The sequence below is a fragment of the Streptomyces sporangiiformans genome, assembly GCF_005768555.2.
GTDB lineage: Bacteria > Actinomycetota > Actinomycetes > Streptomycetales > Streptomycetaceae > Streptomyces > Streptomyces sporangiiformans.
The window spans coordinates 99,547-112,942 of the sequence record NZ_VCHX02000320.1 but is presented as its reverse complement, the minus strand read 5'-3'; the positions used below and the strand labels follow the sequence as shown (position 1 = coordinate 112,942).

13 protein-coding genes are annotated in these 13,396 nt (G+C 72.0%); 8 read left to right on the top strand and 5 right to left on the bottom strand.

Annotated features, from left to right (window positions below):
• Nucleotides 1–85: 85 nt before the first annotated feature.
• The gene (locus FGD71_RS39970) at nucleotides 86–1,516 is read left to right on the top strand and encodes a nucleobase:cation symporter-2 family protein (RefSeq protein WP_119105455.1); all 1,431 of its coding nucleotides are present in this window, start codon (nucleotides 86–88) and stop codon (nucleotides 1,514–1,516) included.
• Here the strand turns inward: FGD71_RS39970 and FGD71_RS39965 are convergent.
• Entirely contained in the window at nucleotides 1,436–1,795 is a 360-nt protein-coding gene (locus FGD71_RS39965) for an ArsR/SmtB family transcription factor (protein WP_240437007.1), read from the bottom strand. The two genes, FGD71_RS39970 and FGD71_RS39965, sit on opposite strands and share 81 nt — an antisense overlap.
• A gap of 173 nt (nucleotides 1,796–1,968) precedes the next feature.
• On the opposite strand from FGD71_RS39965, the gene FGD71_RS39960 reads away from it, so the two are divergent.
• On the top strand, nucleotides 1,969–3,048 hold the full coding sequence (locus tag FGD71_RS39960; RefSeq protein ID WP_119105453.1) for an NADH:flavin oxidoreductase/NADH oxidase: 1,080 nt from the start codon (nucleotides 1,969–1,971) through the stop codon (nucleotides 3,046–3,048).
• A 117-nt stretch (nucleotides 3,049–3,165) separates the two neighbouring features.
• On the opposite strand, the gene FGD71_RS39955 is transcribed toward FGD71_RS39960, so the two are convergent.
• Nucleotides 3,166–3,747 carry an Rv1733c family protein gene (locus FGD71_RS39955; protein WP_119105452.1) on the bottom strand — a complete coding sequence of 194 codons (582 nt, stop codon included), beginning with the start codon at nucleotides 3,745–3,747 and terminating at the stop codon, nucleotides 3,166–3,168.
• Nucleotides 3,748–3,966: 219 nt separating this feature from the next.
• Between FGD71_RS39955 and FGD71_RS39950 the strand changes: the two genes are divergently transcribed.
• The 4 genes from FGD71_RS39950 (at nucleotide 3,967) to FGD71_RS39935 (ending at nucleotide 7,800) form a co-directional block, all read left to right on the top strand.
• Nucleotides 3,967–5,052 carry a WD40/YVTN/BNR-like repeat-containing protein gene (locus tag FGD71_RS39950; protein WP_162931355.1) on the top strand — a complete coding sequence of 362 codons (1,086 nt, stop codon included), beginning with the start codon at nucleotides 3,967–3,969 and terminating at the stop codon, nucleotides 5,050–5,052.
• Between the two features lie 42 nt (nucleotides 5,053–5,094).
• Nucleotides 5,095–5,772 carry a uracil-DNA glycosylase gene (locus FGD71_RS39945; RefSeq protein WP_119105450.1) on the top strand — a complete coding sequence of 226 codons (678 nt, stop codon included), beginning with the start codon at nucleotides 5,095–5,097 and terminating at the stop codon, nucleotides 5,770–5,772.
• Nucleotides 5,769–6,758, top strand: coding sequence for an N-acetylglucosamine kinase (locus tag FGD71_RS39940; protein ID WP_119105449.1), 990 nt, complete (start codon nucleotides 5,769–5,771; stop codon nucleotides 6,756–6,758). Before FGD71_RS39945 ends, FGD71_RS39940 begins: the two co-directional genes overlap by 4 nt.
• Nucleotides 6,759–6,876: 118 nt before the next feature.
• Complete coding sequence (locus FGD71_RS39935; RefSeq protein ID WP_119105448.1) at nucleotides 6,877–7,800, top strand: sirohydrochlorin chelatase; 924 nt, start codon at nucleotides 6,877–6,879, stop codon at nucleotides 7,798–7,800.
• A gap of 126 nt (nucleotides 7,801–7,926) precedes the next feature.
• Here the strand turns inward: FGD71_RS39935 and FGD71_RS39930 are convergent, their stop codons facing one another.
• Both FGD71_RS39930 and FGD71_RS39925 read right to left on the bottom strand, forming a co-directional pair.
• Entirely contained in the window at nucleotides 7,927–8,967 is a 1,041-nt protein-coding gene (locus tag FGD71_RS39930) for a lactonase family protein (RefSeq protein ID WP_119105447.1), read from the bottom strand.
• Between the two features lie 105 nt (nucleotides 8,968–9,072).
• On the bottom strand, nucleotides 9,073–10,560 hold the full coding sequence (locus tag FGD71_RS39925) for an FUSC family protein (protein ID WP_119105535.1): 1,488 nt from the start codon (nucleotides 10,558–10,560) through the stop codon (nucleotides 9,073–9,075).
• 262 nt (nucleotides 10,561–10,822) lie between these two features.
• Between FGD71_RS39925 and FGD71_RS39920 the strand changes: the two genes are divergently transcribed.
• Nucleotides 10,823–11,299 (top strand): Lrp/AsnC family transcriptional regulator, encoded by a 477-nt coding sequence (locus tag FGD71_RS39920; protein WP_119105446.1) that lies wholly within the window; start codon nucleotides 10,823–10,825, stop codon nucleotides 11,297–11,299.
• A gap of 76 nt (nucleotides 11,300–11,375) precedes the next feature.
• Nucleotides 11,376–12,071, top strand: a complete 696-nt coding sequence (locus FGD71_RS39915) for an HAD family hydrolase (protein WP_119105445.1) — start codon at nucleotides 11,376–11,378, stop codon at nucleotides 12,069–12,071.
• A gap of 129 nt (nucleotides 12,072–12,200) precedes the next feature.
• On the opposite strand, the gene FGD71_RS39910 is transcribed toward FGD71_RS39915, so the two are convergent.
• Entirely contained in the window at nucleotides 12,201–13,391 is a 1,191-nt protein-coding gene (locus FGD71_RS39910) for a zinc-dependent alcohol dehydrogenase (RefSeq protein ID WP_119105444.1), read from the bottom strand.
• Nucleotides 13,392–13,396 lie beyond the last annotated feature (5 nt).

The following is a 13,396-nucleotide window of genomic DNA, read 5'->3' as shown; positions in this document are numbered from 1 at the left end:
GCGTACGGTCTCTGCCGCGTGCCGCTCGTCAGCACGCGGCCCGCTGTTGCGCCACTCCCCCGCTCATCCCCCTCCTGGAGCACCCATGACAACGACCGAACCCGTGCATCCCGCTCCTCCCGTGCATCCGGTGGACGAAGTCCCATCCGTCCGCCAACTGGCCGCCTTCGGGCTGCAGCACGTGCTCGCGATGTACGCCGGCGCGGTGGCGGTGCCGCTGATCGTGGGCAGTGCCATGAAGCTGTCGGCCGCGGATCTCGCGTATCTGATCACCGCGGATCTGCTGGTGTGCGGGATAGCCACGCTGATCCAGTGCGTGGGCTTCTGGCGGTTCGGGGTGCGGCTGCCGATCATGCAGGGGTGCACCTTCGCCGCCGTGTCGCCGATGGTGCTCATCGGCACGACGGGCGGCGGACTGCCCGCGATCTACGGTTCGGTGATCGTCGCGGGCCTGGCGATCGTGCTCCTGGCCCCGGTCTTCGGGAAGCTGCTCCGCTTCTTCCCGCCGCTGGTCACGGGCACGGTCATTCTGATCATCGGAATCTCGCTGCTGCCGGTGGCGGGCAACTGGGCGGCCGGCGGCGTGGGCGCGAAGGACTTCGGTGAGCCGAAGAACCTGGCCCTCGCGGGCTTCGTCCTGCTGGTCGTACTGGGCGTGCAGCGGTTCGCGCCCGCCTTCCTGAGCCGGATCGCGGTGCTGATCGGCATCGTGGTGGGGCTGGTGGTCGCGGTGCCGTTCGGATTCACGGACTTCGGCGGCGTGGCGGACGCCGGCTGGCTCGGCATCAGCACGCCCTTCCACTTCGGCGCGCCCACGTTCGAGGCATCGGCGATCGTGTCGATGCTGGTGGTGGCGCTGGTCGCGATGACCGAGACGACCGGTGACTTCATCGCGGTCGGTGAGATGACCGACCGGAAGGTGGAGCCGCGCGCGCTCGCGGACGGGCTACGCGCGGACGGTCTGTCCACGGTCCTCGGCGGTGTGCTCAACACCTTCCCGTACACGGCCTACGCCCAGAACGTGGGTCTTGTCGGCATGACCCGGGTGCGCAGCCGCTGGGTGGTCGCCGCCGCGGGCGGCATGCTGGTCCTTCTCGGACTGCTGCCCAAGCTGGGCGCGGTGGTCGCCGCGATTCCGGCGCCCGTGCTGGGCGGAGCGGGCCTGGTGATGTTCGGGACGGTCGCCGCGAGCGGCCTCAGGACGCTGGCGCAGGTGGACTTCAAGGGCAACAACAACCTGACGGTGGTGGCCGTCTCGGTGGCCATGGGCACGCTGCCGGTCGGCGTGCCCACGGTCTACGACAAGTTCCCGGACTGGTTCCAGACGGTCATGCACAGCGGCATCAGCGCGGGGTGCCTGACGGCGATCGCGCTGAACCTCCTGTTCAACCACCTTCCGTCGAAGGATTCTCCGAAGGACGCTTCGGCCGGGGCGTCACCCGTCGACGGGACGGGCGGCCTGACCGGCGGCAGCGGCCAGGACGCTGTCGAGAAGTCCCGGGAAGAGGCCGTCTAGGTCGCTTCGGCGCAGCCCGTTCATCTTGGCGGTGCCCCGGTAGACCTGCCGGATCACTCCGCTCTCGCGCAGCACCCGGAAGTGGTGCGTGGTCGTGGACTTGGTGACGGGCAGGTCGAAGTGCGAACACGAGAGCTCGCCGCCGTCGGCGGCGAGCTCTCGCACGACCTGGAGCCGCATCGGGTCGGAGAGCGCGTGCAGCACGGATTCCAGGCGGATCTCCTCCCGCGCGGGGTGCGGAAGATCTCGGCTGCTGCTGGTCGGGGCGGCGGTGGTCACGGCGGGCTCCAGTCCTTCGACACCGGCCTTGTGGCCAGGACGTCTCCGGAGAACTCCCTCGGGCTGAGCTCCGGAGGACTCCATAGTACGAGACCTCTCGTAGTTTGACATCCTCCGTACTACGATGCCTATCGTACGAGCGTCCGCCGTCCCCGTGACGAAGGGAGTCCGCCGTGAGCGCGCTCTTCGAACCTCTCGCCCTGCGCGATCTGACCATCCCGAACCGCGTCTGGATGCCCCCGATGTGCCAGTACTCGGCAGCGCCGGAGGGCCCGGAGACCGGCGCCCCGAACGACTGGCACTTCGCCCACTACGCGGCGCGCGCCGCCGGCGGCACCGGGCTGATCATCGTCGAGGCCACGGCGGTCAGCCCTGAGGGCCGGATCTCGCCGTACGACCTGGGCATCTGGAACGACACGCAGGCCGAGGCGTTCCGCCGGATCACCCGCTTCCTCAAGGAGCAGGGCACCGTTCCCGCGCTGCAGCTCGCACATGCTGGGCGCAAGGCGTCCACCGACCGCCCCTGGAAGGGCGGCGCCCCCGTCGGTCCCGACGCCCACGGCTGGCAGCCGCTCGGACCCAGCCCGCTCGCCTTCGACGCGGACCACCCGGTCCCGACCGAACTCACCGTGGAGGGGATCCGGGAGATCGTCGGCCAGTTCGCGGACGCCGCGCGTCGTGCTCTCGCCGCCGGCTTCGAGATCGCCGAAATCCACGGCGCGCACGGCTACTTGATCGGCGAGTTCCTCTCCCCGCACTCCAATCGGCGCACGGACGCGTACGGCGGCTCGTACGAGAACCGCACGCGCCTCGCCCTCGAAGTCGTCGACGCCGTACGGGCCGTGTGGCCGGACGACAAGCCGCTCTTCTTCCGTATCTCGGCCACCGACTGGCTGGAGGAGGACGGCTGGACGGCCGACGACACGGTCCGCTTCGCCCATGAGCTGACGGCCCACGGCGTCGACCTCCTCGATGTCTCCAGCGGAGGCAACGCGTCCGGCGTCCGCATTCCTGCCGGGCCGGGCTACCAGGTCCCCTTCGCCGCACGCGTGAAGAACGAGACGCCGATGGCCGTCGCCGCCGTCGGCCTGATCACCGAGACCGAGCAGGCGGAGAAGATCCTCGCCAACGGTGAGGCGGACGCGGTGCTCTTGGGCCGGGAACTACTGCGCAACCCTTCGTGGGCCCGGCACGCGGCCCGCGAACTCGGGAGCGAGGTCCATGTGCCGGACCAGTACCACCGGTCCGTCTGACCACCGGTCCGTCCGCCCCAGAGTCCCCATGACACCGGTCCGTCTGACCACCGGTCCCTCTGACCACCGGTCCCTCTGGCCACCCGGCCCCTTACGGCAGGACGTCACGACCACCCCTCAGCCTGTCTTCCACCCCCACTGAGGGCCGACCCGCGCCCAGTCCGCGTCCCACTGCTCCATGCGCCGTTGGTCCAGGCGCCTGCGGAGGAGCCGGCCGCCGCCGAGGGGCACGACGGCGGCGCTCGCGCCCACGAGGGCCCCGGCCAGGCCGGCCCGCAGGCCGGCCTGGGACTCACCGGCGGGCTTGGTCACTAGGCGGCCTTCGCGGTCCGTCCAGACCTTGACCGGCGTGCCCGGCCTGCTGCCGGGCTCGACCCGCGCCTGGCCGCTGTGGGGCGAACCGTCCGCCGCCGTCCAGTGCACCTCCGCCCACACCCGTTCGGTACTCGCGGCGGACGCCGCGCGAGAGCCGGGCGCCTTCTCGCTGAGCAACGCGGGGACGGGGTGCCACTCGGCGCGTTGCCGGGCGAGGCTGTGCTCGACGGATCGCGCGCTCACCAGACCGGCGAGCAACCCGGCGATCAGGGCCAGGGTCCAGGCGGCGAGCACGAGCCAGGACTCCAGTTCGTCGCTGCGGCGCCGCAGCGGGTTGCGCCGCCATCGCCACAGCCACACCCTCGGACCACGGAATGCCGCCATCGAACGCCCCTCCTACTCACCCGACACACCACTCCTCCCTCCCATACGGCAGAGGTCGCCCGGGTGCTCACAGGGAGACGTTTCCCACACCGCCATCGACCGCCGGAAACGCTCCGACCTGCCCGGAGAGCGCGTCCAGGGGAGATTGTCAGTGCCTGGGTGCAGACTGAGCCATGGCTGAGACACATGGCTGAGACAACGCGTCCGGAGGTGGTTGGCATGACCGAGGTTCTGCTCACGGTAGGCACGCGCAAAGGCTTGTTCATCGGCCGGCGGCGCGGCGGCCGCTGGGAGTTCGACGACAGTCCGTACTTCAACGCACAGGCCGTCTACTCGGTCGCCATCGACACCCGCGGCGAGGTCCCGCGGCTCCTCGTCGGCGGGGACAGTGCGCACTGGGGCCCGTCCGTGTTCCACTCCGACGACCTGGGCCGCACCTGGACCGAACCGGCCAAGCCCGCGGTCAAGTTCCCCCAGGACACGGGGGCTTCGCTGGAGCGGGTGTGGCAGCTGCACCCGGCGGCGGCCGAGCCGGACGTGGTGTACGCGGGCACGGAGCCGGCCGCGTTGTACCGCTCCGAGGACCGCGGCGAGACCTTCGAGATCGTCCGCCCCCTGTGGGAGCACCCGACGCGCTCGCAGTGGATGCCGGGCGGCGGCGGTGAGGGCCTGCACACCGTCCTCACCGACGAGCGCGACCCGAGCGCGGTGACGGTCGCCGTCTCCACGGCCGGCGTCTTCCGCACCAAGGACCGCGGGAAGAGCTGGCAGCCCTCCAACTCCGGTGTCTCCGCGGTGTTCCTGCCCGATCCGAACCCGGAGTTCGGCCAGTGCGTGCACAAGATCGCGCAGGACGCGGAGACGCCTGACCGGCTGTACCTGCAGAACCACTGGGGTGTCTACCGGAGCGACGACGCGGGCGCGCACTGGAAGGACATCGGAGAGGGCCTGCCGTCCACGTTCGGCTTCGCCGCGGCCGCTCATCCGCACCGCGGGGGCACGGCATACGTGTTCCCGATCAACGCCGACGCCGACCGGGTCCCCGCCGACCGCAGATGTCGCGTCTTCCGCACGGCTGACGCGGGCAAGTCCTGGGAGCCGCTCTGCGCGGGACTGCCGCAGGAGGACCACTACGGCACGGTGCTGCGCGACGCGTTGTGCACGGACGGCGCGGACCCGGCGGGCGTGTACTTCGGCAACCGCAACGGGGAGGTGTTCGCATCAGCCGACGACGGAGACAGCTGGCAGCAGTTGGCGTCCCATCTGCCGGATGTGCTGTGCGTGCGCGCGGCGGCCGTCGACTGAACCGCGGCGCGTCTCGCCGCCACCGGACAGTAGGGTGACGCCGTGGCACCACGACCGTTGCATGAAATTGTCGAACCGGGCTGGGCCAAGGCCCTGGAACCCGTGGCCGGACGGATCGCCGAGATGGGTGACTTCCTGCGCGCGGAGATCGCCGCGGGACGCACCTATCTCCCGGCGGGAGCGAATGTGCTCCGCGCCTTCCAGCAACCCTTCGACGACGTCCGAGTACTCATCGTCGGACAGGACCCGTATCCGACACCGGGACACGCGGTGGGGCTGTCGTTCTCGGTCGCGCCCGAGGTGCGGCCCCTGCCCGGCAGCCTCATCAACATCTACCGGGAACTGAACAGCGACTTAGGGATGCCCCAGCCGTCCAACGGGGATCTGACGCCGTGGACCAAGCAGGGCGTGCTGTTGCTGAACAGGGCGCTCACCACGGCCCCGCGCCGTCCCGCCGCGCACCGGGGCAAGGGCTGGGAGGAGGTCACCGAGCAGGCCATACGGGCACTGGCCACGCGCGGACGACCGCTGGTATCCATCCTGTGGGGACGCGACGCCCGCAACCTCCGGCCGCTGCTCGGCGATCTGCCGTCGGTCGAGTCCGCACACCCGTCGCCCATGTCGGCGGACCGGGGCTTCTTCGGTTCGCGTCCGTTCAGCCGCGCCAATGAACTGCTCACCCGTCAAGGCGGCCAACCCGTGGACTGGCGGCTGCCGTGACCGGTCCCGGCGCGCGGTCGGGCGTGCTGGGTGTGGACTCCGGGGGTTCGGGGCTGCGTGCCGTGCTGGCGGCCGGCGAAAGCCCCGGCACGGCTCCGCTGAGCTCAAAGGAGCCGGTGCGCACCGGCCCGCGCGGCATCGACCCCGGGCATCTGGTGGAGCAACTGGTACCGATGGCCCGGCAGTTGATGGCGGACGCGGGGGTCGCCTCGCTCCGGGCCGTCACCATCGGGGCCGCGGGCTTCACCACATTGGGTGCGGCGCTGCGCGCCGAGCTGCCGTCGGCGCTGGCCCGCGAACTCGGCGTGCGCCGACTCGCGTTGGTCGCCGACGGCGTCACCGCGTATGTAGGCGCGCTCGGGCAGCGATCGGGGGCGGTGGTCGCGGCCGGCACCGGTCTGATCGCCATCGGTACGGATCTGACGAGCTGGCGCAGAGCGGACGGCTGGGGCCATCTGCTCGGCGACAGCGGAAGCGGGGCGTGGATCGGCAGGGCCGGACTCGAAGCGGCCCTGCGCTCGCACGACGGCCGGCCCGACGGCTCGGCCCGCCTCCTGGCGCGCGCCGAGGAGAGGTTCGGCACGGCCTCGACATGGCCGGGGCAGCTCTACCCGCGCAGCGACCGCCCCGCCGTACTCGCGTCCTTCGCACCCGAGGTGGCCGCCTGCGCCGACGCCGACCCGGTGGCGGCGGGCATCCTGGCCGAAGCCGCCCGGCACATCGCCGACTCCGCCGCCGCGGTCTGCCCCGCCGAGGAGGAGGCCTCGTCCGGAGAGATCCGAGTCGCTTTCACGGGTGGGCTGTTCAAGATGGGCGATGCCCTCCTCAGACCTCTGCGGGCCGCCCTGACGGACCGACTGCCGTACGCGCGACACGACCCGGCCGCGGGCGACCCGCTCGCCGGTGCCGTACGCATCGCCGTCGACCTGGCCGACGGCCGTCTGACGCTCCCCCGTGAGGAGGACATGCTGTGCGTCTACTCGTAGCAGAACGTGACCAGTAAGATCAATCGGTACGTAACTCGTCAGACAAAACCGGACGTATACCGCTCACCTGCACCCTCCCCGAACAGGGGAGCCCAAGAAACCAGTAACATGCGGCGCCATGAGCTCCCCCACTGGGCCCGTGTCCGGCCTGCCAGTACGAATGCCGCGACCCCGCCAGCCCGGGCGGCACCGCCGTCCGGAACCGCTGGCGGCTCCCGAGGGCGCGCCCGCGTTCGTCCTCGCGGTCCCCGGCACGCCCAGCGCCGTCGTCCGCAGCCTCGCCGAAGAGGTCGTGAGCATCGCCCGCTCCGAACTGCCCGGCATGGACGCCCGGATCGGGTACCTCGACGGGGACGATGCGGAATTCCCCACGCTCCAGTCGGTGCTCACGCGTGCCGCCGAGGAGCGCACCGCCCGCTTCGAGCAGGCCCGCGCCGCCGGTATGGACGTGCGGGAGCCGGACGGCCCCGTGGCAGTCGTGGTGCCGCTGCTCGCCGGTCCGGACAGCGCGCTGCTGCGCCGGGTCCGCCAGGCCGTCATGGACAGCCGCGTCGCGGCCGAGCTGACCGATGTACTCGGCCCGCACCCGCTGCTCGCCGAGGCGCTGCACGTGCGCCTCTCGGAGGCGGGTCTGGCGCGTGCCGACCGCGCCCGCCTGTTCACCGTGGCGACCGCCGCGGACGGCATCATCCTGGCGTCCGTGGGCGGCGACGAGGCCGTGCAGGCGGCCGGGATCACCGGCATGCTGCTCGCCGCCCGTCTCGCCGTGCCGGTGATGGCCGCCGCGCTCGACGAGGAGGGCGCGATCGCGGCCACCGCCGAGCAGCTGCGTTCCTCGGGCTCCCAGCAGCTCGCGCTCGCCCCGTATCTGATCGGACCCGAGCTCGAACCGGGTCTGCTCGACGCGGCCGCGAAGGAAGCCGGCTGCTCCACAGCCGAGGCGCTCGGCGCGTACCCGGCGATCGGCAAGCTCGCGCTCGCCAAGTACACGACGGCGCTGGGTATCGCCCCGCAGCAGCCGCAGGGCGCGCCGGTGCGCTGACGCAACGCACCACCCCGTACGCCCGGTGCCCCTCGTACGCGGCCAGGCACCACGCCGGACGGCCCGTACCACCCGGTACGCGAAGGGCCCGCTCCTCACGCAGGAGCGGGCCCTTCGGTATGTCTTCTAGCCGAACACCACGCAGGACGCCGCCGGTGCTTCGACGGAGCCGCCACGGCGCGGGATGCCCGTGTCCGGGTCGACCGCGAACCAGGTCACGTCCCCGGAGCGCTCGTTCGCCGCGTACAGGAAGCGTCCCGAGGGGTCGAGGGCGAGCCCGCGCGGCCAAGTGCCGCCGCACGGCACCGTGACGACCAGGCGAAGCGCCTCCGCGTCGACCGCGAGCACGGAGAGGACGTTCTGGCCGCGTGTGGCGGTCCACACGAAGCGGCCGTCGGGCGACACGACGACGCCCGACGGGTACGCGTCGCCGTCCGGGGCGATCGGCAGCACCGGCGTCTCGTCGACGGGCCGTAGCATGCCGTCGACGGCGTCCCAGCGGCAGACGGTGACGGTGGGCGCGAGTTCGTTGAGCACGTACGCGTGTTCGCCGTCCGGGTGGAACGCGAGGTGGCGGGGCCCGGATCCGGGGCGCAGCGCGATCTCGCGGTGCACCGTGAGCGCCCCGTCCCGCAGCGCGCACACGCGCACGGAGTCCGTGCCGAGGTCGACGCTCACGACCCAGCGCCCGCTCGGGTCGGGCTGCACCTGGTGGGCGTGCGGGCCCTGCTGGCGCGGCGTGTGCGGGCCCGAGCCGGAGTGCTGGAGCACGCCGGACGCCGCAGCCTCGAGGCTGCCGTCGGCGACGACGGGTAGGGCGGTGACGCTGCCGGAACCGTAGTTGGCGGTCAGGACGTGTCCGGCGTGCACACTCAGGTGCGTGGGCCCGCTGCCGTCGACCGGGACCGGCGGACCCGCGAGCTCCGGCTTGTCGCCCTTCACCCGGTACGCGGCCACCGCGCCGTCGGCCGTCTCGCTGACCGCGTAGAGCATGTCCCCGGCGGGCGACAGCGCGAGGTACGACGGGTCGGGGACGCCGTCCACGGTACTCAGGACCGTCAGCGCGCCGCTTTCGTCGTCCACGGCCGCGGTGAGGATGCCCAGGCCTCCCGCGGCCGTGAACGATCCGATGAACGCCCTCTGCTGCCGTCTGCCGCCGTCTGCCACTGCCGTCCCCTTCCGGTGCCGCGCTGTTCGGGGCGACGTTAGCAGTCAAACGCTAAAGGCCTAGACCAAATCGCGGGCTCAGGTGCCCTGTGTCAGCGGCGGGGTTCATGCCCCCACGGCCGAGGAGCCGCGCAGCGGCGTGGCCAGCGCGGCGAGCGCCCGCTCCAGGCCATGGAGGTGGGCGAGGGCCTGCTCCGCTCCCGGATGGTGGCCCGGCACGCCCGCGGCCACCGCTGATGCGCGCTCCGGCAGCGCGCCGACCAGGACCTCGACCGCTGCCTCGACCCGCAGGCAGGCAGCGGTGAGGCGGGCGTCGTGCGAGGCGTACGGGTCCGCGGCGACGGTCGCGAGGCCGCGGGCCTCGCGGGCGCAGTCGTCGAGAAGGGCGAGCACCTGGCGGGCCCGCGTCTTGCGCGCCCGCAACGGGTTCAGCGGGTGGACCAGGGGCGCGAGCGCGAACCGGACCCGGCCGAGCAGTGCCTCCAGTTCCGCGGCCCGCGGTGCGGGATCGGCGTCGCAGTCACCGGCCAGTCGCCGGGCCGCCGCCGAGGTGCAGCCGTGCACCGCGCGCACGGCCTGGCCCACCCAGCGATCGGTCACCGCGTGCGTGGTGACCGGCAGGATCAGCGCGACGGCCAGCGCGGCGCCGAGGGCTCCGGCGCCCGTCTCCGCCAGCCGCAGCCCCAGCAGTCCCGGATGCAGCACACCGAGGAGCCCGTACAGCAGGCCCGCCATGACGGTGACGAAGAACATCATCCACGAATAGGACAGCGCGGCCGTGTAGAAGATCCCGAAGACGCATGCCCCTACGAGGGCCGCGGTGGGCGCCGGTGCGCCGTGCAGCGGTACGGCGACGAGCAGGCCGGCCGCGATGCCGGTGACCGTGCCGACGACGCGCCGGAAGCCGCGTACCAGCGTCTCGCCGCGCGAGGCCGTGTTGACGAAGATCCACCAGGCGGTGCCGACGGCCCAGTACCAGCGCTCGTGCGACAGGAACTGGCCCGCGGCGATCGCGAAGGCGCAGGCGGCCGTCGCCTGGAAGGCCTGCCGGGTGGTCGGGCGGGAGAGACCACGACCGGCCGGCGGGGCGGGCGCCGCGGGCGGCGGAGTGCGCCGCTCGATGCACCACGCGCCGAAGCGGACGGCCGAGGACGCGGCCAGCGACAGCGCCATCGCGGCGTACAGCTGCGGGAGTTGACCGGGCACGGCGTGCAGGAACTGGGTGATGAAGAAGGTCATGAACGCGAAGATGCCGAGCGCGTGACCACGCGGTCCCCAACGGCGGGCGTACACCCCGCAGAAGATCACGGCGAGCCACGTCGCGTCGCGCACGATCGGCACCGAGTGCAGCGCGGTCGCGAGGGCGAGCACGGGGAAACCGACGACGGGCAGCAGAGCGGTGGTGACCGCCTGGCGGCGCACGGTCGGGTCGCCGACCGTGAACAGCGCGAGGAGCGCGGCGAGCCCGCCCGTGATCGAGGCGGTCAGGGAGAGCCCGGCGAGCTCCGACGCGGTCACCGCGAGGCCGATGCCGAGCACCGCGCGCAACGAGACCCGCAGCCGGGCCAGACCCGGATCCGGAGCCATGAACATCTTCTTCACCGTCGGCAGCCCGCCTCCACTTCGCGTCGAGAGCATCTTCAGGAACAGGGAATCTTCAAGACAAAGGCGTCTTCAGGACATGGGAATGGCGCCGCGGCACGGATCCGGCGTCTTCGCCGTCCGGCGCTGCGCGGCGCCATCGATGGGAACAAGGTAAGCAACAGTGAGGCAGTGGCTCAACAGGCACGTTTTTCACTGAGCCATTGGTACAGTCGGGAGCGATCAATCCAGACCGCGAGGAGGCCAACGGACCATGGCCGTGGACGAACTCGACTCCCGCATCCTGCGCATCCTCCTGGAACAGCCGCGCACCAGCGTGCGCGAGTACGCCCGAGTGCTCGGCGTGGCCCGCGGCACCCTCCAGGCCCGGCTCGACCGCATGGAGCGCGACGGCGTGATCACGGGGACGGGCCCCTCGCTCTCGCCCGCCGCGCTCGGCCACCCCGTGCTCGCCTTCGTGCACATCGAAGTCACCCAGGGGCATCTCGACGACGTGGGCGACGCGCTCGCCGCCGTGCCGGAGATCGTCGAGGCGTTCTCGATCACCGGCGGCGGCGACCTGCTGACGCGGGTCGTGGCGCGCGACAACGCCCACCTGGAGGACGTGATCCAGGTACTGATCAGCCTGCCGGGCGTCGTCCGCACCCGTACCGAGGTGGCCCTGCGCGAGCGCGTGCCGCACCGGATGCTGCCGCTCGTGGAGTCGATCGGCCGCGCGGCCGGCAACTGATCGGCCTGATCAGAGGCGGAGGGCCTGCCAACCCACCCAGAAGGGGGGGGCACCGCTCCCTGGCACCCTGGACAGCATGAGCACTCTCGGCAACACATCGGTCATCTTCGATCTCGATGGAACGCTCGTGGACAGCGAACCGAATTACTACGAGGCGGGACGGCAGGCGCTCGCCGAGCACGGTGTCACCGACTACACCTGGGCGGACCACGAGGGGTACGTCGGCATCAGCGCCGCGGAGACGATCGCGCTCCTGAAGGAGCGGCACGCGATCCAGGCCCCGTCCGACGTACTGCTCGCGGAGAAGAACCGCCGCTATCTGGCGCTGGCCCGTACCGCCACGCATGTCTACCCGGCGATGCGGAAGTTCGTCGAACTGCTGGCCGCCGAAGGTGTACCCATGGCCGTGGCCTCGGGTTCCTCGCTGGAAGCCATCGAGTCGATCCTGGCGGGCACGGGTCTGGACAGCAGTCTGCGGACCGTCGTCTCGGCCGACGAGGTGGCCCGGGGCAAGCCCGCCCCCGATGTCTTCCTGGAAGCGGCACGCCGGCTGGGAGCGGCCCCGGCCGACTGCGTGGTCCTGGAAGACGCCGCTCCGGGTGCGGCGGCGGCGCACGCGGCCGGGATGCGCTGCATCGCGATCCCCTACGTCGCCGCGCAGGCCGACGACCCGGCGTTCGCCACGGCGGGGCTGCTGCTGCGGGGCGGCCAGGCCGAGTTCACGGCGCGGGCCGCGTACGACTGGCTCGTGCGCTCGGCTCCGTCCTCCTGACGAGCGGAACGCTGCCGCAGGCGCGCGTCAACGCCGAGGTCGCGGCGGCCGACGGAACGGTACGGGCCTGGCGTCGCCGAGCCGTACGAGCACGGCAAGGCGGTGAACGCCGGGTTCGAGCCCTGCGGCTCAGGGCTCGAAGAGGATCTTCACCGCTTCCTCCTCCTTGCGCTGGAAGATCTCGTAGGCGTGCGGTGCCTCGTCCAGCGAGAGCCGATGGCTGGCGAAGCCGTCGACGCCGAGCGGGTCCTCGTCCGTGAGCAGCGGCAGGATGTCGTCGACCCAGCGCCGTACGTTCGCCTGGCCCATCCGCAACTGGATCTGCTTGTCGAACATCGTCATCAGAGGCAGCGGCGAGGCCATGCCGCCGTAGACACCGCTCAGCGAGACGGTGCCGCCGCGCCGCACCAGCTCGATGGCGGTGAGGAGTGCGGCCAGCCGGTCGGCGCCGGCCTTCTCGGCGAGCCGGGAGGCCCAGGCGCGGGGCAGGATCGAGGACATCTGCTGGGCGGTCCGCCCGACGGGGCTGCCGTGGGCCTCGGTGCCCACGGCGTCGATCACGGCGTCGGGGCCACGGCCGCCGGTCCGGTCGCGGATCGTCTCCACGAGGTCCTTCCGCCCGTCGAAACGCCGCAGGTCGTAGGTCTCCACGCCCTGCTCACGCGCCCGGCGCAGCCGCTCCGTCACCAGGTCGACCCCGATGACGACCTCGGCCTGCTGAAGCCGGGCGACCCGGCAGCACATGTCGCCGATCGGCCCCAGGCCGAGGACGGCGACGGAGCCTCCGGGCGGAATGTCGGCGTACTGGACGGCCTGCCAGGCCGTCGGCAGCACGTCCGAGAGGTAGATGTAGCGGTCGTCCGACGGCCCTTCCGGCACCTTGATGGGCCCGAACTGGGCCTGCGGGACCCGCAGGTACTCGGCCTGTGCCCCCGGCACGCCGCCGTAGAGCCTGGTGTAGCCGAACAGTGCCGCGCCCATGCCCGCGTCGGTCACCTGGGTGGTCTCGCACTGCGTCGTCAGCCCGGCCGCGCACATCCAGCAGTGTCCGCAGGCGATCTGGAAGGGCACCACGACCCGGTCGCCGGTTTTCAGCCCGGTCACCTCGGAGCCCGTCTCCTCGACCACGCCGATGGGCTCGTGCCCGAGGATGTCCCCGGGCGTCATGAAGGCGGTGAGCACCTCGTACAGGTGCAGGTCGGAACCGCACAGCCCGCTGGAGGTGACGCGTACGATCGCGTCCGTCGGGTCCTCGATCTCCGGGTCGGGCACGGTCTCCACCCGCACATCACGCTTGCCCTGCCAGGTCACGGCCCTCATCGCAC

Coding starts and splice junctions, on each gene's coding strand:
- FGD71_RS39915 (WP_119105445.1), top strand. CDS start 11,376: ATGAGCACTCTCGGCAACACATCGGTCATCTTCGATCTCGATGGAACG.
- FGD71_RS39910 (WP_119105444.1), bottom strand. CDS start 13,391: ATGAGGGCCGTGACCTGGCAGGGCAAGCGTGATGTGCGGGTGGAGACC.
- FGD71_RS39950 (WP_162931355.1), top strand. CDS start 3,967: ATGACCGAGGTTCTGCTCACGGTAGGCACGCGCAAAGGCTTGTTCATC.
- FGD71_RS39920 (WP_119105446.1), top strand. CDS start 10,823: ATGGCCGTGGACGAACTCGACTCCCGCATCCTGCGCATCCTCCTGGAA.
- FGD71_RS39935 (WP_119105448.1), top strand. CDS start 6,877: ATGAGCTCCCCCACTGGGCCCGTGTCCGGCCTGCCAGTACGAATGCCG.
- FGD71_RS39955 (WP_119105452.1), bottom strand. CDS start 3,747: ATGGCGGCATTCCGTGGTCCGAGGGTGTGGCTGTGGCGATGGCGGCGC.
- FGD71_RS39970 (WP_119105455.1), top strand. CDS start 86: ATGACAACGACCGAACCCGTGCATCCCGCTCCTCCCGTGCATCCGGTG.
- FGD71_RS39925 (WP_119105535.1), bottom strand. CDS start 10,560: ATGTTCATGGCTCCGGATCCGGGTCTGGCCCGGCTGCGGGTCTCGTTG.